Here is a 22,222-nt window from a genome sequence, read left to right on the forward strand (position 1 = left end):
CTTCTGGTGTTAGCGTGTCAGTCACGTCGGATTATAGCGAGTCCGAAGGAGCCCCCGCAAAAGCGATCTTGCTTTTCAACAGGATGTATCGGAGCAGGGCCGTTGGCGACGTTCCCCAGTCCCACCCCTTCCGTCACCGCAGGTGTGAGGCGCGGACTGGTTGTGCGGCTAGATCGACTGCTCCACGGACAGGTAGCTGGCCGCGCGGGCAATTCGGCGATTCATCGTGGCGGTTGGTCGTCTACAGGGACATCGCCGAGACCGACGCCGATGTCACCTCGCGGCGAGAGCGGAAGAAGGTCGAGATGCTTCGCCCATCTCATACCTGGAATTGAAAGCCCGGCCGAAGCCGGGCTTTTTTGTGTGCGCCTGTTTCGGGCCTTGTCTCGAAGCCATTGCGACTGCGGCAGGCTGATGCGTCATTTGCGGCGTGCGGATGCATCAAAAAAAGGCAAACTATAGCTCCACTCACAGCTCTCCGCTTGCGCAGCGGCGCCACAACTTTTGCGTGTCCCCTCTTTTCTCAGCCCTAGCAGCCAGAGCTAGAACAAAACTTTGGCTGCTAGGTGCAGATCTTTGGGTCGGCCTTCACAGCCGTGACGGCCGACCCAAAGTTTTGTTCCAAAACACCCCCCAAAACAGCTTTCCGACCCAAAGTTTTGTTCCGAACGGACCCAAAGTTTTGCACTGCTGGAACTGCAAATTCTCGTGAAGGTTGCGGCGATCCGGCATTAGGTGGAAAGGTCACCGAAGCGTCAGAAAATAGCTGATTAGGACGGGTTGCCACCTTCGCGGTGCGGCCGAGAATTTCGGTGACGCGTGCCCGCCTCGCGCTGCATCTGCCGGCTCCGGGAAGGTCGCCGGGATCTTTGAGCAGACGTTCCGAAGGTCGCAGAAGGGGTGGTTTGCTGACATGCCGATCCGTCGGGTCAAGCGTCTGCTTGCGGGCCACATAGCGAATTCACCACTAGATTGACTAGCTCGACGAAGCGCCCATCGGCGCGCCTTCCCGCAGCCGCCGCTCTGCTGAACCCAAATTCGTTTCACATCGAAGTCAGAGCGGTCTATATAGCATTTGGGCAATTGGCCGCTACGTCACCAGCTATCTCTTGAAGCACTTGTTGCCAAAATACTCTGGCCAACTGCTCGATCGTATACAAACGCACTTAGAATATAACGCACTCCTCGGAAGATCTGCTCAAGATCTGACGGCGGAAAGCTGTTTGCTGCCCATATCGAGGAGTCTCCATTCATGAGGCCTTAGGTTTCGAAAAATGTTGGAGGTGAAAATGGCGCCTAGAAACGAGATGGGTGGGCTTTCTGAGATCAAGAACTACTTACAGCACGCGCTTTATGGTTGGCACGGGCGATACCGTGCAGCTCTGCTCGGCGCGACCGCGTTGCTCGGTGCTGCGGCATTGACGCCTGTCGAAGGGCAGACGCCGACGCCTTCCCAGACACCGCCTCGACCGAACATTCTCTTCATCATGGGCGACGACATCGGCCTGATGCAGCCGAGCATCTACCACCGCGGCCTGATGGTCGGGGAGACGCCCAATATAGACCGGATTGGGCAGGAAGGCGCGCTCTTCACGCACTATTACGCCGAGCAGAGCTGCACGGCCGGCCGCAATGCCTTCTTCACGGGCATGCACCCGTTGCGGACGGGAATGATACCGCCCCAACTGCCGGGCAGCCCATCCTATCTCCGGCCGGGAACCCCGGCGCTTGCCAAATTCCTGCTCGACCTCGGCTACAATACCGGCGAGTTCGGCAAGAATCATCTTGGCGATCACACTGACGCACTGCCGACCGCACATGGCTTCCAGGAATTCTGGGGCTATCTGTATCACCTCGACGCGATGCAGGGCGTGAGCTTCCCCGACATCAATAGGACCGCGACCCAACAGACCGTCGCACCGCCGTGCATGAACACGGCGATCCCGGGTCTCCCCCCGGTTCCCGGCGCGGTCGATCCAAGCACAACCGTTTGCCTCACGCCGCCGCGCCCCGTGATGTTCTGCACATCCTCCAACGGTACTGCGGCCAATCAGACGTGCCGGGACGAAGGTCCGCTGACGTTAGAACGCTCGAAGACCGTGGACGAGGAAATCTCTGGCAAGGTCGTCGACTTCCTCGAGCGTAACGACCCACGACGGACCAACAAGCCATTCTTTGCCTGGTACAACCCGGCGCGCATGCACATCACGACTGTTCTCTCACCGAAATACGAGGCCATGATCGGCGAGCCCGGCGGCAAGGACTGGGGCCTCAACGAGGCTGGCATGAAGCAGATGGACGACAACATCGGCGTGGTGCTCAAGAAGCTCGAGGACATGGGCCAGCTCAACAACACGATCGTCGTGTTCACCACCGACAATGGCGCCGAGACGATCACCTTCCCGGACGGCGGCACGACGCCCTTCAAGGGCGGCAAGCTGAGCACCTGGGAGGGAGGCATGCGCGCCCCCGCGCTCGTGCGCTGGCCAGTTGGTGGCATCCGGCCGGGCACAATCAAGAACGAGATCTTTGCGGCGCTCGACTGGCTGCCTACACTCGTCAACCTCGCGGGTGGGGACAAGGGCGATGCGTTGAACCAGCGCATCATGGCCGGAAGCTATCCCGGCATCGTCAAGACCAAGCTCGATGGCGTCGACCAGGCGGAATACCTTCTCGGGCGATCGGAAAAGTCGGCGCGCGATACGTTCTTCTACTATTCGGGCAAAGACCCATCGGCGGTGCGCTACAAGAACTGGAAGATCTACTTCGCGATGGTGTCCGACTCGCCGGCGGGCTTCATCTCGGGCGTGCTCCCCTTTCACTGGGCCCAGGTCGTCAATATCAAGCGAGATCCCTTCGAAACTTCGATCGGTTCGCAATACAAGACACTCATGGGTATGGGCGGCACGATCGGCTCCCCCTCCACCGCCTACGTCTACGATTGGAACATGCTGCCAATCGGCCAAGCGCTGTGGATGAAGGAACTGTTATCTTACAAGGAGTTCCCGCCGATGCAGGACCCAGCGAGCTACAACCTCGATCAGGTCATGGATCAGATTAAGAACACGAAAGGCCGCTCCGACTGACCTCTGACGAAAGTAACCCGGCGGGCGCTTCCGCTCGGGGGCGCCTGCTCGCTTCCATCATATGTTGGCGAGCACCCGAACCTCGATCAAGGGAGGTTGTGATGAACGCATACGTCTTGACAGGGATTGCACTATCCATTGGCCTGCTCGTTTCCGGTTGCCAGAGCTCGCAATCGCGGCAGCAGCAGCTCGCCGCGATTTGCGCGGATCCCAATAATAGGCAACCCAAATCCGGCTACTGGCGTGAATGCCAGTCGCTCTATCCTTCAAGCACCCGGCAGTTGCAGAGGGATTATCGTCTCGGGGCTCCTACCGGGGACTGAGGATTGACCTGGGCCGGATCTCCATATCTGGCCCAGGGACTTTCGCATTTGCGTCCGCTCACGCCGCCTCTCCCGACATTGAGGAATGTTGAGGAAGCGTCCGAGATGGGTCGCTTTTAGGCCTTCGACCAGAGCCAGAAAGCTGACGTCCGATCCGGCGGCAGGGGCCGCTGCGGCTTCGTTGCTGGATCTCCTGGTTCACCGGTTCGAAGAACAAGGGTCTCGGCCTCTTCCTCGGCGCTCTGCGGCTGGAGTTGCTCGGCTTTCGCGGCGCCCTCTGGGCGTTGGCGGCGGCGCTCGGGCTAGTCCTGCTCGGGGTCGTCCTCTCGCTTCCGCCCGTGCTGGGAAAGGCCAAGTCAAGCAAGAGTGATCGACGCGATCTCGGCCTTGTTCTTGGGTCGCACATGACCGCCCGCGTACTTGCCGTCGATCTCGACCTCACATCCCACTTCGGTAATGATGAACCGAAGCTCGGTGACCGCTGCCGACCTCGTTGCGCAGATCGGCTTGAACGGCCGGTCCCATGCCTATGACGGGCGGCTCGGACTGAAGGTGACGTGGTGACAGAGGTCTTCAAAGCAGGAAAAGGTCGTCGAGCCCTGGCTCTCCTCTTCGCACTCGCCCTCGGGAGCTGCGCGGCCGGGATGCGCGATCAGTTCACCGCTGCCGAGCAGGCCTCGGCCCAGATACCCGGCATCCCGTCCGCACGCTATTGGGCGGATTCGACGCGCCTGGCCGACGACGCCAACAGCTTCGCCCGCCAGTCACGCGCACGATTCTCCTACCTCGCCTTGTCCGGAGGCGGCGGAGACGGTGCGTTCGGGGCCGGCGTTCTGAAGGGCTGGAGCGAAACCGGCACGCGCCCGCAATTCACGATCGTGTCCGGCGTCAGCACTGGCGCACTGATCGCGCCATTCGCCTTCCTCGGCCAGGCCTATGACGACACGCTCCGCGAAATGTACACGGCCGGCTACGGGATCACGCTCGTCGATGATCCGGATCCGCTGCGGGCGCTCTTCGGCCCGGGCGTCTTCGACAGCGGCAAGCTGCTTGCGCTCTCGCGCCGGTTCGTAACGCCGGAGATCATCGCCGCCGTCGCCCAGGAACATCGCAAGGGGCGGCGCCTGCTCGTCCTCACCACCAATCTCGACGCCCAACGCCCGGTGATCTGGAACATGGGCGCCATCGCGGCAAGCGGCGTCGCTGGAGCCGACGATCTCTTCAGGCAGGTTCTGACCGCGTCGGCCAGCATCCCCGGCGTGTTCACGCCGACGATGATCGCAGCCCAGAGCGACATCCGGATGTTCCGCGAGATGCATGTCGACGGAGGAGTCTACTCCAACGTGTTCATCATTCCCGATCGCATCGTCAGGGGAGAACGTCCGGCCGGTCGCAGCGGCGACATCTTCGTCATCATGAACGGCAAGCTGGAGCCGTCCTTCGAGGTGACGCAGGATGGCACGATCCCGATCGTGGGCCGCTCGCTATCGACGATGATCGGTGCGCGGTCGGGCTCGGTTCTGCGATCCGCCTACGAGTTTTCCCGCCGGAACCGGCTGGCCTTCCATCTTACCTACATTCCCGCCGAGGTCGATGACGCGGGAACCATGTTGTTCGACACCGAGGAAATGCGGAAGCTCTATGCATTCGGGCGTGAGCATGGCCGCAGCAGGAAGGCGTGGGTGGCTGCACCGCCTGCAATCCGGTCCGCCGAAGCCACTGACGTCGCGGCTCGCTAGCACCCAAAACCGACCAGATTTGCGGGAGGGGAGCGCCCTTGGCCGGTTACGAACTTATCGCCGCCCTGACTGTCTTTGCCGTCCTGTCGTTGGCTGGCCTGGCAAGCCTCTTCCTGCACCGCAGGCTGCCCGAGCGATACCGCCAGGAGGACACGGCCGCGATTGTCAGGCTGGTCGCAAACGTTTTCGTCGTGGTGACCTCGCTCGTCCTCGGCCTCATGGTGAACTCCGCAAAGAACACCTTCGAAACGGCCGATCGCGATGTCCATGCCATGGCCACGGAGATCATCCTGCTCGACAAGCTCCTGCGACGCTTCGGCGAGGAGGGCGACGCCACGCGCCGCGACCTCCTGAACTACGTCAAGCAGGCCTATGCTTCTGCCCGAACGAAGGTCTCCGCCCAGGCTGACGCAAACCAGATCGGCGAAGATCTGCTCGATCGGGCGGGCGATAGTCTGCGCGCGATGAAGCCGGCCGACGGCGCACAGATGGCTCTTTGGGAGCAGGCTCTGACGAAATATCAAACAATCTTTGACTTGCGCTGGAAGCTCATTCAGCAGGCTGACGGGACGATCCGGCCGGCTCTTCTTGGCATGGTGGTCCTCTGGCTCATCCTGATCTTCGCGAGCTTCGGCTATCGCGCCCCGGCAAACTTCGTCGTCGTCACGTCGATCGTCCTGGCCGCCAGCCTCATGGCAGCGACCATCTATCTGATCGTCGATATGGACGTGCCTTTCGGCGGCCCAATGAGCGTCTCTCACGGCCCCATCGACCGGATTATTGCCGCGCTGTCACGGTAATGGGCTTGAGCTCAGGGTTGGACGCGTACGCCCGGCAGCCGATAGGAGCCATCGAGGATGGGCGATTGGGCGCCGTAGAGCCGCATGGTCAGGTTGAAGTCGCCCTTGGGCGCCGGCAGCCAGTTGGAGGTGTCCGCGGGCCTTTCGTTCTGGATCAGGATGGTGATGGAGCCGTCAGAGTTCTTCTTGAGGCCGTCCGTGGTGCTGCCGATGCTATAGCGCTTAAAGTCGTTCTCGATGAAGAACTCCTTCTCGTCGTACATGTTGAGGTTCCAGAAGACAGAGACCGGCGGCAGCTTGTCCGCGTTGAAGTGCAGGACGTACTTCTTGGTGCCCGTAAGCGGCGCGCCCTTATCGTCGACGCGGGTGTTGGGATAGAGGATCTCCTCCGGCACGTTGGCGCCGGTCAGGTTCGCCGCGAAGGCCGCCCGCACGGCGTAGTTCGCCCCGGCCCGGCCGCCGCCCATCATGTAGCGCCAACCGTTCACGTTCTCCGCCGCGTTGGCGAACGTGTCCTCGATAATGGCCTTGGCGGTTACCGCAGCCCTCGCGAGGCCACGCTTGGTGGGTTCGTCGAGCGACTGCCAGTCGAAGCCCTTGGCCACGCTTAGGCCGATCTGATGGGCCGCTCCGACATCCGCATCGCCGAAATCGTCGGACAAGGTCAGGAAGGTTTTCATGCCAAACCCGATCGTCTCGAACACACGCAGCGCCTCCGGCCCGGTGGGGGCGAACTGGTAGCGCGAGATATCCGGTTGCTTGGGAATTTCGTAGCGCAAGCCTTGGCTCTGGAAGACCGAGAGCGGCAGCAGGTGGAAGCCCTTTTGTACGGCGCGGGCGGCGGGAAGATCGGCCTCGCCGTTGACGAAGACACGGTTGGCGACGACCGCCAGGCGGGTGCGGACCTTGATCTCCCTCATGCCGGCGGGGATGGGGCCATGATAGTCCGGACCAGTGAGCAGGAAGAGACCCGGCTCGGCATCCTTGCTGCCGCCGATATTGTAGACGATCTGGTCGTAGTAGTCGCCGATCTGGACGATGTACCAGCGTTTCTCGGTGAGAGCCGGGACGCTGACAACCATCGGCTCCGTCCCGAGATCGGCCGCGCCATAGCCATCGATCGAGACGTTGTTGGGTGTGTTGACGAACTTGTCGGCGGCCGTCTTCAGGTCGGGGAACTTGCGGTAGTAGTTCAAACCGACCGCACCGGCCTTAAGACCCGCTCCCAGAGTGTGGACGTTGTCGACGAAGGGTTGCCCCCAGATCGCCGTCTGCACGCCCGCCGCATAGGCCTTTTCCTCACGCACCTGCTCGGGAGGTAGTTTCGGGGCCGGTCCAGGGGTCTGGGCCTGCACCGTATTGGAAGCGATCAACACGATCGCGAAGGCGGCGACAAGCTCTGTAGCGGCGATTGAGAGAACCGATCTCATGGTGATCCTCCATCTTGCTAGAACGGGTTGACGTAGTTCGTGATCGCGATCTGCCGCAGGAGCACCTTCCGGATGACGTGGGCGGCTTTGACGCGATCTGTAAAGATCGCAGCCGTGCCCACGCTGCCAGCCGGAAGGGACCTCGCGAAGCCTTCGTCGTCGAACCGGACGCGCGCAACGAAGGGGGCAGCCTGGAGCGCCTTCGGCGTCACTGCTTGCCCTGAGGTCTGAACCTGCCCCGAGGCGACGGCTTGGAGAATGCTCTCGACCTTGCCGGTCTGCACCGTGCCGGGTGTCATCTTGAAGGTCAGTTCGACAGGCTGGCCAGGGGCGAGATAGCGCGCGTCGATCTGATTGATCTCGACGCCTACGATCGTGTCCGAGGTGTCGATGAAGGCCATGACGGGGGCGAGCGGCAAATTGGTCACCCGTGCGCCCTTGCGCAGCGCCAGATTGGTAACGTAGCCGTCGGCCGGGGCGCGAACTATGGTCTTCTCTAGGTTCCACCGGGCACCGATGAGCTGTGCCCTGAGTTGCTCGACCTCGGCCTCGCGTTGCTCGACATCGAAGGAGCGGCCGGTTCCCCGATTTTGGAGTTGCGTCATCTCGGCAAGGCGCGTCTCTTGAAATTTGAGTTGGGCGCTAAGCGCATCGACCTGGGATTGGAACGGCACCGGATCGATTCGGAAGAGCACGTCGCCCGCCTTGAGCCGTTGGTTGGGTTGTACCGGAACGTCGATGACCTCGCCGGCCGCGTCGGGAACGATCGCCACCGAGTTACGCACCACCAAGGCCGCCCCCTGAGGCGCGCCCCAACCCATGGGAATGAACAACCCGATCAGCAGGAGCAGCAGGACGAGAACCGGCGAGACCTTCCAGAACAGGTTGAAGGGCACGACGCGCAGCTTTACGAGGATGAAGAGCAGCGCGAGATAGCTATTGAGGAGGACGACGATCATCGTGCCGCTTTCTCGTCTAGCACCGGCCGCCGCGAGCTTGATGGCACGTCGACATAGGCCCAGATCAGAACGACCGGCCAGAGGATAAAGCCGAGGAAGAGCGTTACCCAGCCGCCGATCGCGACGGCCTCCGCCCAGGGATGGTTACGTCGCTTGGCGACCACACCCGGCCACATTGCCATGAAGACGATTACAAAAACGGTGCTGGCTAAAAGCACGACCAGGACGATCCAGGCGAAGATGTCGAGTGCGCTCATGTCGTGCTCATTCGTTTCGAGAAGCCCGGTCGGCAAGAACGAGGCCGGGTCCATTGACTGGAACCGACTAAATTCAGTGTGAGGAACGGGGGAGCAGCCGTTTACCGGGGCGATCGGCCTGGATCATTCATCCAGTCCGATCGTCGAGGCAAATTGCGGCACTACTACTTCACCTTCTCCACATCGCCGGGCACCCAGCTCTGATCAAAGAAGGGCTGTGTCGGACCGTACAGGCGAAGGATGACAAAGAAGCCCTGGCCGGAAACCGTCTTCAGCCAGTTCTTGTCCTTGCCGGACGGCGCATGGGGCCCGAAATAGAGATCGAGCGAGCCGTCGGCATTCATCTCCGGCTTGTCCATCGTATTGAGAGACGGAAAGGGCTGGCCATTGGCCAATCCCGAGGCGGTCTCTGGCCGATAGACGGTGACGGACCAGAAGATCCCGGCCGGGATGTCCTTCGGCAGATGCAGTTTGTAGGACCTACCACCCGAAAGCGGATCGCCATCGGCATCGGTGAAGGCGACGGGATATTTCGCGCCCATTCCGGCCATGTTCACCGCCATCGCCGGGCTCGCCGAATAGGCAAGCGCGAAGAAGCCGGTGCGCAGATCGAGGTACTTGAAGGACGGCCCGGTGAACTCGGTATTCGCCGGGAACGGGTTCACCCATTGCCGGTCCTTGTACCAGCGGGTGTTCGGCACGATCGGCGGCGGATCGTAGGCGATGGCGCGGCCGATGCGGAAGGCGGTGCGCCCGGCCCGGTCGAGGATCTCGCGCGTCCGCGCATCAGGAGCGAAGGGCTGCCCCTTGATGATGCCGATGCTGGCGAGCATGCCGCGCATGTCGGCGTCGGTCGGATCGACATATTCGCTGTCGATGAAGCGCGAGAGCATGTCGAAGGCGCTGCCATCCTGCGGATAGAGCATCTTCGGCGCCGCCGCCGAGCCATCCGGGAATTGCATCGGCTTGGCGCCGTCCTTCTTGCCGAGCGGGTAGATCCGGGTCTGCGTGATCAGGTTCACCGGCCCCGAAAGATCCTTGGGATCGTGGAAGAAGGCCCGCCAGAAGACGAAGACGTTATAGGTGCGCGACTTGTAGACGATGTAGTCCTTCGGGATCTCTCCGGTGTAGTCGGGCGGGATCACGAGGTATTTCGCGCCCTTGCCCTTATCCGGTCCGGGCAGGCCGACATCGCCGCACCAGATGTCCTTCGAATAGGGTTCCGGATACCAGGTCTTCTCCGCGACGGGCGCCGGATTGCAGATCGGCCGCTGGAAGAAATCGTCGAGAATGCCCTGGAGGCCCGGCGGCACCTCCAGCACCATCGGCCCGTCCTGCTTCAGGTCGAGATAGCCCATCGCGTAGATGACGTCGGAATTCGGCGTGGTGACCTGGGTGTTGGCGTTCAGGCGCTCCTTCCAGACGGGGAGGATGTTGTAGCCCTTGCCGAAGAGCTTCTCCGAGCCTTCCTTCATCGCGAAGATGTTGAGCGCCGGCTGGGCCCAGAGATAGGACTGGACCGCGCGCTGGAACAGCAACTCGTCCTTGAGCTTCGCCGTGTCGGACTTCGACAGATAGCCTTCCGTCAGCGGCAGGGTCGACAGTTCTTCATAGCGCGAGGACTGGGCAAGAGCCGACGAACCGAGGCCGAGGACAGAGGCGAACGCTGCCGTGACGATCGTTTTGGCGAAACTGAGCTTTTTCATGCTGCTGTTCCTCACTTGGCGCGGTTGACGATCGGCGGCGCCCATTGGCGCTTGAGGACGGACTCCTTCGGCCAGTACGCGCGGATATAGAGCTCGAAATCACCCTTGGGCGCCGGCAGCCAGTTCGAGACCTTGTCCGCGCTCGGGCGAGAGCGCTGCACATGGAGCGTCAGCGATCCGTCGGGATTGTATTTGAGGTCCTTGTTCTTGGTGCCGAGCGAGAAGCGCCTGAGCTCGTTCGGCGCGAAGAAGTGGTCGGCGTCATAGAGCGTCAGCGACCAGAAGCCGTCCACGGGCGGAACCTCGCCCTTGGCGAAGGTCACCGTGTAGGCGCTCCTGCCGTTCAGCCGCTTCTTGTCGCCATCGTATTCCTGGTAGAAATACGCGGTCTCGTTGGGCGCGTTGACGAAGATGTTGGTGCGGGCGACGGCGGTCCGGGTGTAGTAATCCGTCCCGAAATTCGCGCCGTTGAGCGGCGAGGTCCAGCCGTTCTGCACCGGCACGCCGGAATAGCGGAAGGCCTTGAGCGGCGTCAGGATCTCCTTGTCGGCCTCGAGCGCCGATTGCTTCAGCGTGGCCTTCAGTTCCGGATCCTTCGCTGCCGCCTCGAGGATCGAGCCGAGCCAGCCATAGAGCGCCTCCTCGCCCGGCATCGGCGGCACTTCCTTCAGGATGGCCGGGAGTTCGTCGAAGAACTTGTCCGGCTTCACCCATTGCGTCTCGGCGCCGCCGCCTTGCTTGCCGCCGGCAGGGTCCGCGAGCTTCGGGATCTTGCTCCAGTCCTTGGTCTTCTGCTTGCCGTCGAACTGGCTGAGCGGATAGGCCATGATCTGGCTGATCACCGGCTGGATCGCGCGCTTGTCCTCGGGGGTATCGTCTACGAAGGCGCGCGGGATGATGTAAGCGAGGTTCGTCGGCGACCGGAACACGCCGGCGATGCCATCGGGAACGCTGCCGTTCCAGTCCGGCCCCACAACCATGTAGAAGCCCGGCTTCGTACCGTACATCTTGCCGGCTTGCCCGATCGAGTCGGTGCGCTGGTTGCCGAGCTGGTAGACCCAGAAACGGTCGCCGAAATCGGGCACTTGGAAGACGGCGGGTTCCTTGTCGAGCGAGAAGATGCCGAAGCCGTAGACGACATCCTGGTTCGGGCAGGCGACCGCCCTTTCCTCGGGCGCGATATAGTCGGTCAGCATCGTCAGGTGATTTAGCGGCGCGACAGGCAGGACGCCGTCGCCAAGACCGGATTCGGGCACTTGCGAGAAGACGAGGCGACGGTTGTGCAGGTTCACCAGCGGCCAGCCCCACACGTAGGCGGACTTCGCCATCTCGCGCACATAGGCTTTCTGCAAAGTGGTTCCAGAGACGGGTCCCGCGGGCCGTGCCTGAGACAACTCCGGGACAGCGGGCTGTGCCTGAGCGCGTCCCTCGGAAGGAGGCAGCACGAATGCGGTGGAGAGGAGCGCGGCGGCCAGTGTCGCTTTCCTCCTGTAGGCAGCAATGCTCACAACAACCTCCCTTGATATCCACGCTTGCCGAGCAGCGCCAAGAGAACGGTAGCTGACCGACATGACGGACTTCCGATGGGCCGCGTGGCCCCTCCGCCGCTCAGCCTATGGCAAGCTCGTCGCGGGAGTCGACGGGGTTGTGCCGCATATCAGATCAGACGCTAGGGTTGAACTGCTGCACACTAAACTCTTCGCAAACGGGGTCGATCACATAGTTTCCAATATAATGAAGTCCCAACTCGTTTGCGGAGAGCAGGACATGATTAGCCGAACTTCAGCCACCCATCTGCGGCACGTGAAGCGGCTTGGGCACCAATTTTATATTGTTCTCGGCCAGCGTGGTGCGCACCTTGGAAAGGATCGCCTTGCGGATCTGGAACTGCCGCCCGGCCCGGGCCTTGTACTTACCGCGGATCACCAGAGTGCCTTCCTCGAGCGCGGCGATGCCCTGGCTCTTGAACGGCTCGAGGAGATCGGCGTTCAGTTCCGGATCCGCCGCAACCTCCTGACCGATCTTCTTGAACAGCTTTCGCACGGCTTCGACATCGGTATCCAAAGCCACCCGGAACAGCATCTTCTCCACGACCCATTCACGGCTGAAGTTCTGAATCTTCCCGATCTGGCCGAAGGGGATCGTCGCAACCGGGCCGCGCGGATGCCTCAAGGAGACTGAGCGCAACGAGATTCTCTCGACGGTGCCCTTGGCCCCCGAGGTCTCGATGTACTCGCCGTGGCGGAAGGCATCGTCGACGAGGAAGAACAGGCCGGCCACCACATCCTTGACCAATGTCTGGGAGCCGAGACCGATCGCCAGGCCGAAGATCGAGAGTCCGGTGATCAGCGGCCAGACATTGACCCCCAACATGACTAGGACGGTTAGAGCCCCCAGCGTCAGAAGCGCGGCCTTGGCGAGGCCCACGAGCAGCGGGCCGACAGTGGTCAGTCGTGTGCCGACCACGGCGGTGGTGACATGGGGATCGCCCGGCGCATGAGATCTGATGCGCGCGGCCATGATCGCCACCCAGTTCCAGCAGAAGGCGATGACCAGCACGAGCATCAGGATCTCGGCGGCTTTCAGCACGACAGTGCCCCGCGAGATGCCGACGACGTCCAGAATGGGCAGGAGCCAGAGGGTCGCCAGTACGGCGAGAATCGATGAGGCGACCACGATGCGGAAAGTCCGCCATAGCGCGCCGGTCAGTTCGCCTCCCCGCGATCGAGCCGCCAGCCAGCCGCGCCTTTCGATGGCGACGTCGAGATGGGGGGCGGCGAGAGCCAGAAGAAGCGAAATCAGCAACAATCCGCCCCGCGTCGGCCTTCCAATCGTCAAATCCAGCTGGATGAAGGCAAAAGCGAGTAGGACAATCGCGACCACGAGCCAGGGCCAGATTGCGGCCAGCTTCCGGCGCAGCGATCCAGCCCTGCTGCCGAAGGACAGTGCCCTGGTGACCAGCCTGCGATGACGAAGATACGCCGCTGCGACCAGAACCGTGAAAGGCAAAGACACCGCGAATGTTGCGAAGAGATCGCGCAGCGGATCGGCCGCATTCCATACGCGCAAACAGGCCAACACCACCAGGCCGCCGGACGCGATTCCGATTGCGACGGCAAGATCACGCCGCCAACGCGAGAAGATCGACCTGCGACCTGTGGTCAATGGGAAACATATCATGGTCGCCACAGCCGAGATCACGACGCAGTTCAGCAAGGCGCGGCGGAGCACTTGATCGGAGATGAGACTTACCAGCAGGACCCAGGACGCCAGCACCACGACCAAGACAGCCGCGAACCAGGCCGCCGCGGACAGAAGCGGCCGAGCCTGCAATCTGCTGACGATTGAGCTGGCAATCGCTGCCGTTGCAGTAATGGCGATCAGGCAAATTGCTACGATACTGAGAGCCAGCAGTGCGGGATTATAGCCGGCGGTTTCGAGCCTTTGGACGAAATCCTGCCACGCGCCACCGGAAGAGAGCCATCCCGAGAACCTCGCTGCCAGACCGTTCTCGATCAGCATAGAGAAACGATGGAGTATCGCGGTTGCAGCCTCGAGCTCGTCGGTCCGTAAATTGGCAGCCATGGTCTCTGTCTCGTGTGGAAGTCGACGGCATTAGTCTGTCCGCGCCAGACGGTTGGTGAATCCGGAGAACGTTTAGCCTGCGTCACAGACAAAACTGTCGTTGCGACAGCCGCATCTGGCATTGAGCTAGACCCCTTCCCAGCATAGGCGACCGCCTGTCTTGCCATTTCGCGACAATCGCGTTCGGCAATTCGCCGCCCCAGTCGTATCGCCGCCGATCGGAAATACCCAAGTGTCGGACCTGTGGCCCCGCAGGAGCCTCCTCCCATTGTCCATCCCACTCAGGTCTGCCTTCGGACAAGGAGCCAGAGTCCAGATATGGAGCTGTAGGGGCAGGCTCGGCATAGGTGTGGCTGGAACCATGGTTTGCCGCACTTCGAGCGCCAGTACGGCCGGACCGCTTTCGTGTGCCCGATATCGCTTCTTTATGTGAGCTGCCGTATGCTTGGATAGGTCGGCTGGCGATGGAGCGTTCTATGCCAGATGCAGCCAATGACAGGGGCGAGTTGTTTCCGACGCCGTTGAGTTCGGCAACCGATCTTCGCTCCGAAAGCGCGGGGCCACTACCCGCACTTGCTCAATATGGCGTGGCGCTGTTGCTGGTGGCTGTCGCGACCTTTTTTGCGTTCGTCGCGGATCGCGTGGTCACCGCCCCCACGCTCACGCTCATCTTCGTCATTCCGGTGGTTGTGGCAGCGACCAGCTTGGGTTGGGGACCGTCGGTGGTCGCCGTCGTGGCGAGCGTCCTGGCATTCGATTTCTTCTTCACGCTGCCTTACTTCACCTTCCAGATGACCGAGCCGTCCGAGATCGCAGCAACCCTGCTGCTGTTGGTGACCTCCGCCATCGTGAGCACCGTGGCGGCCGAGTCCAGGCGGCTCGCGCTCGCTGCGCGTCGCGCAGCAGACCAGTCCCAGGCGCTCCAGGCCCTTGCGCACGTAATCATCGAGGATCGATCGCAGAAGGAGGTGGTCGACGCGGCCGCGACTGCGCTGAGCCGCATTTTTGCGGCGCCCGCGGTAATCTTCTCGGATACGGGCGGTCAGCTCCGTCAGGAAGCCACGATCGGCGGTGCTGTGGTCACCGAGGCAGAAATCAAGGCGGCAGAGAATGCCTTGAATGCCCAGACGCATTTGCGGGGAGAGACCTACCCCAACGATGACTCTACGTTCGACTTTTGGCCCGTCGCGAACTCGACCGCTTGTCGATATGTGTTGAGCGTCGACTTCAAGAGCTCACGCTTCGAGCGACCTCCCGATCCAGAACGGTTCATCGAAATTGTGGGCGCCTACCTCGCGTCCCCGCGTCGGGCTCTTTTGTGATCTCACGGTAGATGATTGTGACGACCGCGCGGCCCCTTCTGCCAAGCCACAGTCCCCCTCGCATCCCTGCTGTCTGAAGATTCCTGGCCCAAAGGCTACACTCATCTAACTTCAGGAAGCGCGTGTTGATGCGATACCGCCCGACGGCTGCACGTTGCCAACGGCCTATCCGGTCCGGGACTGTTACAGCGCTGCGGTCGTTTCCTTTACGACGTTCATATGCCGGCTGGCATTGTCCCCAATCGATAACCTATGGGCGTGGTCCCACATGCTCTCGTGCAACCGGCCATTCCGACCGGATCGCATCAGAGTGAAACACCATGTTGAGGATCTTTGCTGTCATCTTCTCCTGGGCCAAGCGGCTCGATGCCCGTCTCACTAGGGGCGTGGAGATGCACGGCCGCTATCTCACTGGGCTGAACCGCCCCCGGACTGCGGGGCGCGCCGCAGGGCGACGTCGTCAACCGCGTACGCGCCATTCTCTGACGCCTGCGATGCAGTAGGAGGGCCCGAAAAAGCCTGCCGCGAGGTGCGGCAGGCTGATGTGTCAATTGCGGTGCGCTGATGCGTCAAAAAGGCAAACTATGGTTCCACTCACACCCGGGGCGATCGCCCTCAGATTCGGAAATCCGCGTTCCGGGCTTGAGGCCCGCCGCGATAATGCGGCGGGGGCATTTTTGGGGGTGAGGCGGACTTCCGCTCTCATCGAGGCGCACTTTGGGTAGAATCTGACCAAACTTCCGGCGCGCCTACAATACCTTCAGCCGCTTCAGATACTCAGCTGCACCCGGTGGTCGAGCCGCAGGTGTTGCACTTCAGGCAGGTGCCGTTGCGGACCAGCGTGAAGTTGCCGCATTCGCCGCAGCTGTCGCCGACATAGCCCTTCATGATCGCCTCGGCCCGGCGCTCGGAAGCGCTCGGCTGGGCGGCCGGAGCGGCGAAGCCGAGCTTGCTCATCTGCTCTTCGCCATAGGCCTCCGGCTCCTCCTTCAGCGCGGTGGCGCCGGCGGTGGCGAGCGCGGTCACGCTGCCGCCCGAACGGGCAACCGCATCGTTCGCCGCCGTGCCGCCCTGAATGGCGAGCAGGTTGATCGGCTTGCCGCGGCGGAAGCCCGAGGAGGCCAGCGGGGTCGAGGTGATCGGCGCGACAGCGTCCGGCGCCGCCCTGCCCTGCTCGACGCCGCCGCCCATCACGTCATGGCCGATCTCCGAGGGATCGACATGGGCGAGGTCGTGCCGGCCGAGATAGGAGATGGCGAGCTCGCGGAAGACGTAGTCGAGGATCGAGGTCGCGTTCTTGATCGACTGGTTGCCCTGGACGAAGCCCGAGGGCTCGAACCGGGTGAAGGTGAAGGCCTCGACATACTCCTCGAGCGGCACCCCGTATTGCAGGCCGAGCGAGACCGCGATGGCGAAGTTGTTCATCATCGCCCGGAAGGCAGCGCCCTCCTTGTGCATGTCGATGAAGATCTCGCCGAGGCGGCCATCGGCATATTCGCCGGTGTGGACGTAGACCTTGTGGCCGCCGACCACCGCCTTCTGGATGTAGCCGGTGCGACGCGCCGGCATCTTCTCGCGGTCGCGCACCCGCTCGACCCGCTCGACGATGCGCTCGACGATCTTCTCGGCGACCTGCGTGGCGCGCGCCGCCATGGGCTGCTGGTGCAGCGCCTCGACCGCCTCGTCCGCATCGTCGTCATTGTCGGCGATCAGGGCCGAGTTCAGCGGCTGCGACAGCTTGGAGCCGTCGCGGTAGAGCGCGTTGGCCTTCAGCGCCAGCTTCCACGAGAGCAGATAGGCGCTCTTGCAGTCCTCGACGGTCGCGTCGTTCGGCATGTTGATGGTCTTGGAGATCGCGCCCGAGATGAAGGGCTGCGCCGCCGCCATCATGCGGATATGGCTGTCGACCGAGAGGTAGCGCTTGCCGATGCGCCCGCAGGGGTTGGCGCAGTCGAAGACGTTGTAGTGCTCCTTCTTCAGGTGCGGTGCGCCTTCCAGCGTCATCGCCCCGCAGACATGGACGTTGGCGGCCTCGATCTCGGCCTTGCTGAAGCCGAGGAAGGGCAGGAGCTCGAAGGACATGTCGGCGAGCTTCTCGGCCGGGACCTTCAGCGTGCCGGTGAGGAAGTCCTCGCCCAGCGTCCACTTGTTGAAGACGAACTTGATGTCGAAGGCGGCCTTCAGGTCCTTCTCGATCGCGTCGATCTTGTCCTGCGGGAAGCCCTTGGCCTTGAGCGAGCCATGGTTGACGCCCGGCGCCTGCGCCAGCGTGCCGTGGCCGACGGCATAGGCCTCGATCTCGGCGATCTCGCTCTCGCGATAGCCGAGCGCCCGCAGCGCATCCGGCACGGCGCGGTTGATGATCTTGAAGTAGCCGCCGCCGGCGAGCTTCTTGAACTTCACCAGCGCGAAATCGGGCTCGATGCCGGTGGTGTCGCAGTCCATGACGAGGCCGATCGTGCCGGTCGGCGCGATCACCGTCGCCTGGGCGTTGCGGTAGCCATACATCTTGCCGAGCGACAAAGCCTCGTCCCAGACGATGCGGGCACGCTCCGAGAGCTTGATGCTGGAGCCGCCGAGGCGCGCCAGCGTGCCATGGTCGAGCGGCACCGGCGTGACCTGCAGGCCTTCATAGCCGTCAGCCTGGCCATGGGCGGCGGTGCGGTGGTTGCGGATGACGCGCAGCATGTGGCTGGCGTTCTTCTTGTAGCCCGGGAACGGGCCGAGCTCGCCGGCCATCTCCGCCGAGGTCGCATAGGAGACGCCGGTCATGATCGCGGTCAGCGCGCCGGCGAGCGCCCTGCCCTCGTCGCTGTCATAGCCGAGGCCCATGGTCATCAAGAGGCCGCCGATATTGGCGTAGCCGAGGCCGAGCGTGCGGTATTCGTAGGAGAGCTCGGCGATCTCGCGGCTCGGGAACTGCGCCATCGCGACCGAGATCTCGAGCACGACGGTCCAGAGCCGGCAGAGATGCTCATAGCCCTCGACGTCGAAGGCCTTGGTCTCGCGGTCGTAGAACTGCAGCAGGTTGGCCGAGGCCAGATTGCAGGCGGTGTCGTCGAGGAACATGTACTCCGAGCACGGGTTCGAGGCGCGGATGCGTCCCGAGGCCGGGCAGGTGTGCCAGTCGTTCATCGTCGTGTTGAAGTGCAGGCCGGGATCGGCCGAAGCCCAGGCGGCGTAGCCGATCTTCTCCCAGAGGTCGCGGGCCTTCAGCGTCTTCGTCACCTTGCCGGTGGTGCGGGCGACGAGGTTCCAGTCGTCATCCGACTCGACGGCGCGCAGGAAGTCGTCGGTCAGCGAGACCGAGTTGTTCGAGTTCTGGCCGGAGACGGTGAGGTAGGCCTCGGAATCCCAGTCGGTGTCGTAGGTGTCGAACTGGATGTCGGTATAGCCCTGGCGGGCGAACTGGATGACGCGCTTGATGTAGTTGTCCGGCACCATCGCCTTGCGGGCGAGCTTGATCTCGCGCTTCAGCGCCGGGTTCTTCTCGGGATCGAAGCAGGCCTCGTCCGCGGCCTCGCAATTGACGCAGGCCTTCATCACGGCCTTCATCGCCTTCTGGACGATCTTGGAACCGGCGACGAGCGCCGCGACCTTCTGCTCCTCCTTCACCTTCCAGTCGATATAGGTCTCGATATCCGGGTGATCGACGTCGACCACCACCATCTTGGCGGCGCGGCGCGTCGTGCCGCCCGACTTGATCGCGCCGGCGGCCCGATCGCCGATCTTCAGGAAGGACATCAGGCCCGAGGAGCGGCCGCCGCCGGCGAGCTTCTCGCCCTCGCCGCGCAGCATCGAGAAGTTCGAGCCGGTGCCGGAGCCGTATTTGAACAGGCGCGCCTCGCGGACCCACAGGTCCATGATGCCGCCCTCGTTGACGAGGTCGTCCTGCACGCCCTGGATGAAGCAGGCATGCGGCTGCGGGTGCTCATAGCTCGACTTCGACTTCACCAGCTTGCCGGTCTTGAAGTCGACGTAGAAATGGCCCTGGCTCGGCCCGTCGATGCCATAGGCCCAGTGCAGGCCGGTGTTGAACCATTGCGGCGAGTTCGGCGCGACCATCTGCGTCGCCAGCATGAAGCGCAGCTCGTCATGGAAGGCCGCGGCGTCCTCCTCGGAGGAGAAATAGCCGCCCTTCCAGCCCCAATAGGTCCAGCAGCCGGCAAGCCGGTCGAAGACCTGCTTGGAGGAGATCTCGGAGCCGTAGCGCTTGTCCTCTGGCAGGGCGGCGAGCGCCGCCTCGTCCGGCGCGGAGCGCCAGAGGAAGGAGGGAACGTCGTTCTCCTCGACCTTCTTCAGGACGGCCGGCACGCCGGCCTTGCGGAAATACTTCTGCGCGAGCACGTCGCTCGCGACCTGCGACCAGGCCTCGGGCACCTCGATGCCCTCGAGCCTGAACACGATCGAGCCGTCGGGATTGCGGATTTCGCTGACAGCCGAGCGGAACGGAATCGCCTGGTATGGCGACTGGCCGGCGGCGGTATGGCGGCGCTCAATGCGCATGTCTTCATCCCCAATGCATGCCGCGGGCCCGGAAGCCTCGCGCGGCCGGTTGCTCACCGGCTCCTGATGTCAGCCCAACTCGGTTTGATGCCCTGGATTCCGCGGCGGTGTGGTCCCGCCGTCGAAACGCCTGTAGCGGCCAGCCAGGCCGCACGTCGCCGTTCGCCGTCGCCGATATCGGCGCGCCGCGGTGATCGCTTCGACCCGTCTGGGAACTCTTTCGCCGGGATCGAAGGCGTCTCCGCCAGCCGTCTCGCGACCGTCAAAATTTAGTCCCGATCGGGCCGCGCCGTCAAGGATTAGTGCGCCACAAAGAGTGTGGACACGACATCTGGTAGGAAGATGTGGATCATGGGGATAAGTTTCAAGGAGCCGGCTAAACCCAAGGAATCGCATGGGGAATCGGCGCTGCGTTGCCAGATTGCAACGATCCGCCGCCTCGCGAAATCCCTAAAATCCACCGGACCATGGTTAACCGGCCCTCCACCGGAGCCCGCCCGACCCACTACTGGAAGCGTTCTCTGCGGCAGCCGCCACAAGTGCTTGAATCCGCGCGATGCTTGGCCGGCTGGCGCGAACCTGCAGCCGGCCGCGGAGGCCTCCCGAACCGTGACCGAATCGTGGCGAAGGCTCAACGACGCTGCTGACGGAGTTGGGCTGCCCCTCCGCCTAGCGGAAGCACCAGCCAGGGGAACGCCAGCCAAAGGAACGCCATGACCGACACCGTCTTCGAACTGCGCCGCTACAGCCTGAAGCCCGGTGCACGAGAAACCCTGATCCGCGTCTTCGACACTTACCTCGTCGAGACGCAGGAAGCGGCCGGGATGAGTGTCGTGGCGCAGTTCCGCGATCCCGCGGCGCCCGACCAGTTCGTCTGGTTCCGCGGCTTTGCCGACCAGGACGCCCGCAGCCGCGCCCTCCCCGCCTTCTATGGCGGGCCGGTCTGGGCGGAGCACGGCCCCGCCGCCAACGAGACCATGCTGGCCTGGCATGACGTGCTGATGCTGAAGCCTGCCGCACCCGGCCTTGGCTTCGACACGAGCAGGCTCGGGCGATTGCCCCCGGGAACCGTCGATCGCGAAGACGGGCGCCTCCACCTCGTCGCAATCCACCATCTCTCACCGAGCAGCAGCGACACCGAGGCCGCCGAGGCAGCGCATCTGGTTGCGCAGGCCGCCCGAACCGCCCGCGGCGAGGTTCTTGCCAGCCTGATCAGCGACCGCAGCAGGAACGGATTCGCGCGCCTCCCCGTGCGCGAAGGGGAATGCGTCGCGGCCACGCTCGTTCGGCCGGCGGTTTCGCAGGCGATCCCGGCGCTCGAGGGGGCCTTGCGCGAGATTTCGGTGGGCGGCGGCCGCTCCCCGGATATCGCCCGCCTCATCCCGACCGCACGCTCGCTGCTGCGCTGAGTCTGGATGGCCGGTTTCGGCGCCGCATAGTCGCCGGGATTGCCCGGCCTGATGCGCGCAGGACACCAGGGGCCGAACCGATGCAACGCCTGCTCGCAATCATCGTGCTCTGTCTCTGGGTGTTGCCGGCACGGGCCGGGCCCGACAGGGAGTGGCGGACCGCCGATCCCGCCGCGGCCGGCTGGTCTGCAGCCGCGCTGCAGCCGTTGCGGGACTATGCCGACCTGCGCAAGCCGACCGCCCTGCTGCTGGTCCAGAACGGCGCCGTCATCGCCTCCTTCGGCGATCCGGCCCGCAAGGTCGGCGTCGCCTCGGTCCGCAAGAGCCTGCTGAGCGCGCTCTATGGCATCGCGGTCGCAGAAGGACGGATCGACCTCGACTCGACGCTCGGTGAACTCGGCATCGACGAGAAGTCACCCGGGCTCTCGGAGCGGGAGGAGGGCGCGACCGTCCGCAACCTGCTGACCGCCCGCTCCGGCATCTATCTCCCGGCGGCGCACGAGACCTCCGAGATCAGGGAGAAGCGGCCGGCCCGCGGCAGCCGCGCGCCTGGGACCTTCTGGTTCTACAACAACTGGGACTTCAACGCGCTCGGCACGATCTATCGCCAGCGCACCGGCGAGGACATCTTCGAGAGCTTCGCCCGCCGTATCGCCGCGCCGATCGGCATGCAGGACTTCTCGGCCGCGGATGGTCGCTATGCGCAATCGCCTGCCTCCCGGCACCCGGCCTATCCGTTCCGGATGAGCGCGCGCGATCTCGCCCGCTTCGGCGTGCTCTTCGCCAGTGGCGGCAGCTGGGACGGGCGCCAGTTCGTGCCGGCAGCCTGGGTGCGCGAATCGACCACCTCCCATGCCGCGACCGACCGGCCGGCCCGTGGCTATGGCTATATGTGGTGGACCCTGCCGGAAGACGGCTTCGGCAAAGGCGCGGCGCTCGCCTCCGGCTATGGCGGGCAGTTGCTCGCTATCGTCCCGGGCAAGCGCCTGGTGGTGGTCCAGACCGCCGAATCCGCGAACAGCCGAAGAGGAACCCGCACCCGGGACTTCATCGGCCTGCTGCGGCGGATCGTGGCGGCAGCGCCCTAGCCATGCATGCCT

The 22,222-nt window shown here is 63.4% G+C and carries 13 protein-coding genes; 6 read left to right on the top strand and 7 right to left on the bottom strand.

What is annotated here, in order from left to right:
- Nucleotides 1-1,289 precede the first annotated feature (1,289 nt).
- From AC1REK_RS12550 to AC1REK_RS12560, 3 genes are all read left to right on the top strand, one after another.
- A complete protein-coding gene (locus AC1REK_RS12550; protein ID WP_492267786.1) occupies nucleotides 1,290-3,086 on the top strand; it encodes an arylsulfatase in 1,797 nt (598 codons plus the stop codon).
- Between the two features lie 880 nt (nucleotides 3,087-3,966).
- A complete protein-coding gene (locus tag AC1REK_RS12555; protein WP_492273796.1) occupies nucleotides 3,967-5,148 on the top strand; it encodes a patatin-like phospholipase family protein in 1,182 nt (393 codons plus the stop codon).
- A 38-nt stretch (nucleotides 5,149-5,186) separates the two neighbouring features.
- Nucleotides 5,187-5,948 (top strand): bestrophin-like domain, encoded by a 762-nt coding sequence (locus AC1REK_RS12560; protein ID WP_492267784.1) that lies wholly within the window; start codon nucleotides 5,187-5,189, stop codon nucleotides 5,946-5,948.
- An 11-nt stretch (nucleotides 5,949-5,959) separates the two neighbouring features.
- Here AC1REK_RS12560 and AC1REK_RS12565 read toward each other — a convergent pair whose 3' ends face one another.
- The 6 genes from AC1REK_RS12565 to AC1REK_RS12590 all read right to left on the bottom strand — a co-directional run bounded on the left by AC1REK_RS12565 (nucleotide 5,960) and on the right by AC1REK_RS12590 (nucleotide 13,885).
- Complete coding sequence (locus tag AC1REK_RS12565; protein WP_492267783.1) at nucleotides 5,960-7,378, bottom strand: DUF1254 domain-containing protein; 1,419 nt, start codon at nucleotides 7,376-7,378, stop codon at nucleotides 5,960-5,962.
- Nucleotides 7,379-7,395: 17 nt separating this feature from the next.
- Nucleotides 7,396-8,337: an HlyD family secretion protein gene (locus tag AC1REK_RS12570; protein WP_492267782.1), complete on the bottom strand. Its 942-nt coding sequence runs from the start codon at nucleotides 8,335-8,337 to the stop codon at nucleotides 7,396-7,398.
- Nucleotides 8,334-8,594 (bottom strand): DUF3302 domain-containing protein, encoded by a 261-nt coding sequence (locus AC1REK_RS12575; RefSeq protein ID WP_492267781.1) that lies wholly within the window; start codon nucleotides 8,592-8,594, stop codon nucleotides 8,334-8,336. The genes AC1REK_RS12570 and AC1REK_RS12575 overlap by 4 nt, the downstream gene beginning before the upstream one ends.
- A gap of 164 nt (nucleotides 8,595-8,758) precedes the next feature.
- Complete coding sequence (locus tag AC1REK_RS12580) at nucleotides 8,759-10,300, bottom strand: DUF1254 domain-containing protein (RefSeq protein WP_492267780.1); 1,542 nt, start codon at nucleotides 10,298-10,300, stop codon at nucleotides 8,759-8,761.
- An 11-nt stretch (nucleotides 10,301-10,311) separates the two neighbouring features.
- Nucleotides 10,312-11,652 carry a DUF1254 domain-containing protein gene (locus tag AC1REK_RS12585; RefSeq protein WP_492267779.1) on the bottom strand — a complete coding sequence of 447 codons (1,341 nt, stop codon included), beginning with the start codon at nucleotides 11,650-11,652 and terminating at the stop codon, nucleotides 10,312-10,314.
- Nucleotides 11,653-12,082: 430 nt separating this feature from the next.
- Nucleotides 12,083-13,885 carry a mechanosensitive ion channel family protein gene (locus tag AC1REK_RS12590; RefSeq protein ID WP_492267778.1) on the bottom strand — a complete coding sequence of 601 codons (1,803 nt, stop codon included), beginning with the start codon at nucleotides 13,883-13,885 and terminating at the stop codon, nucleotides 12,083-12,085.
- Nucleotides 13,886-14,361: 476 nt separating this feature from the next.
- Here AC1REK_RS12590 and AC1REK_RS12595 point away from each other — a divergent pair, with 476 nt between their 5' ends.
- Nucleotides 14,362-15,207, top strand: a complete 846-nt coding sequence (locus AC1REK_RS12595; protein ID WP_492267777.1) for a DUF4118 domain-containing protein — start codon at nucleotides 14,362-14,364, stop codon at nucleotides 15,205-15,207.
- 777 nt (nucleotides 15,208-15,984) lie between these two features.
- On the opposite strand, the gene AC1REK_RS12600 is transcribed toward AC1REK_RS12595, so the two are convergent.
- Nucleotides 15,985-19,713, bottom strand: coding sequence for a vitamin B12-dependent ribonucleotide reductase (locus AC1REK_RS12600; RefSeq protein ID WP_327524663.1), 3,729 nt, complete (start codon nucleotides 19,711-19,713; stop codon nucleotides 15,985-15,987).
- A gap of 713 nt (nucleotides 19,714-20,426) precedes the next feature.
- Here AC1REK_RS12600 and AC1REK_RS12605 point away from each other — a divergent pair.
- Both AC1REK_RS12605 and AC1REK_RS12610 read left to right on the top strand, forming a co-directional pair.
- On the top strand, nucleotides 20,427-21,122 hold the full coding sequence (locus AC1REK_RS12605) for an NIPSNAP family protein (protein WP_492267776.1): 696 nt from the start codon (nucleotides 20,427-20,429) through the stop codon (nucleotides 21,120-21,122).
- Between the two features lie 80 nt (nucleotides 21,123-21,202).
- The gene (locus AC1REK_RS12610) at nucleotides 21,203-22,210 is read left to right on the top strand and encodes a serine hydrolase domain-containing protein (protein ID WP_492267775.1); all 1,008 of its coding nucleotides are present in this window, start codon (nucleotides 21,203-21,205) and stop codon (nucleotides 22,208-22,210) included.
- Nucleotides 22,211-22,222 lie beyond the last annotated feature (12 nt).

This window comes from Allobosea sp. GW823-FHT02B03, assembly GCF_058797755.1.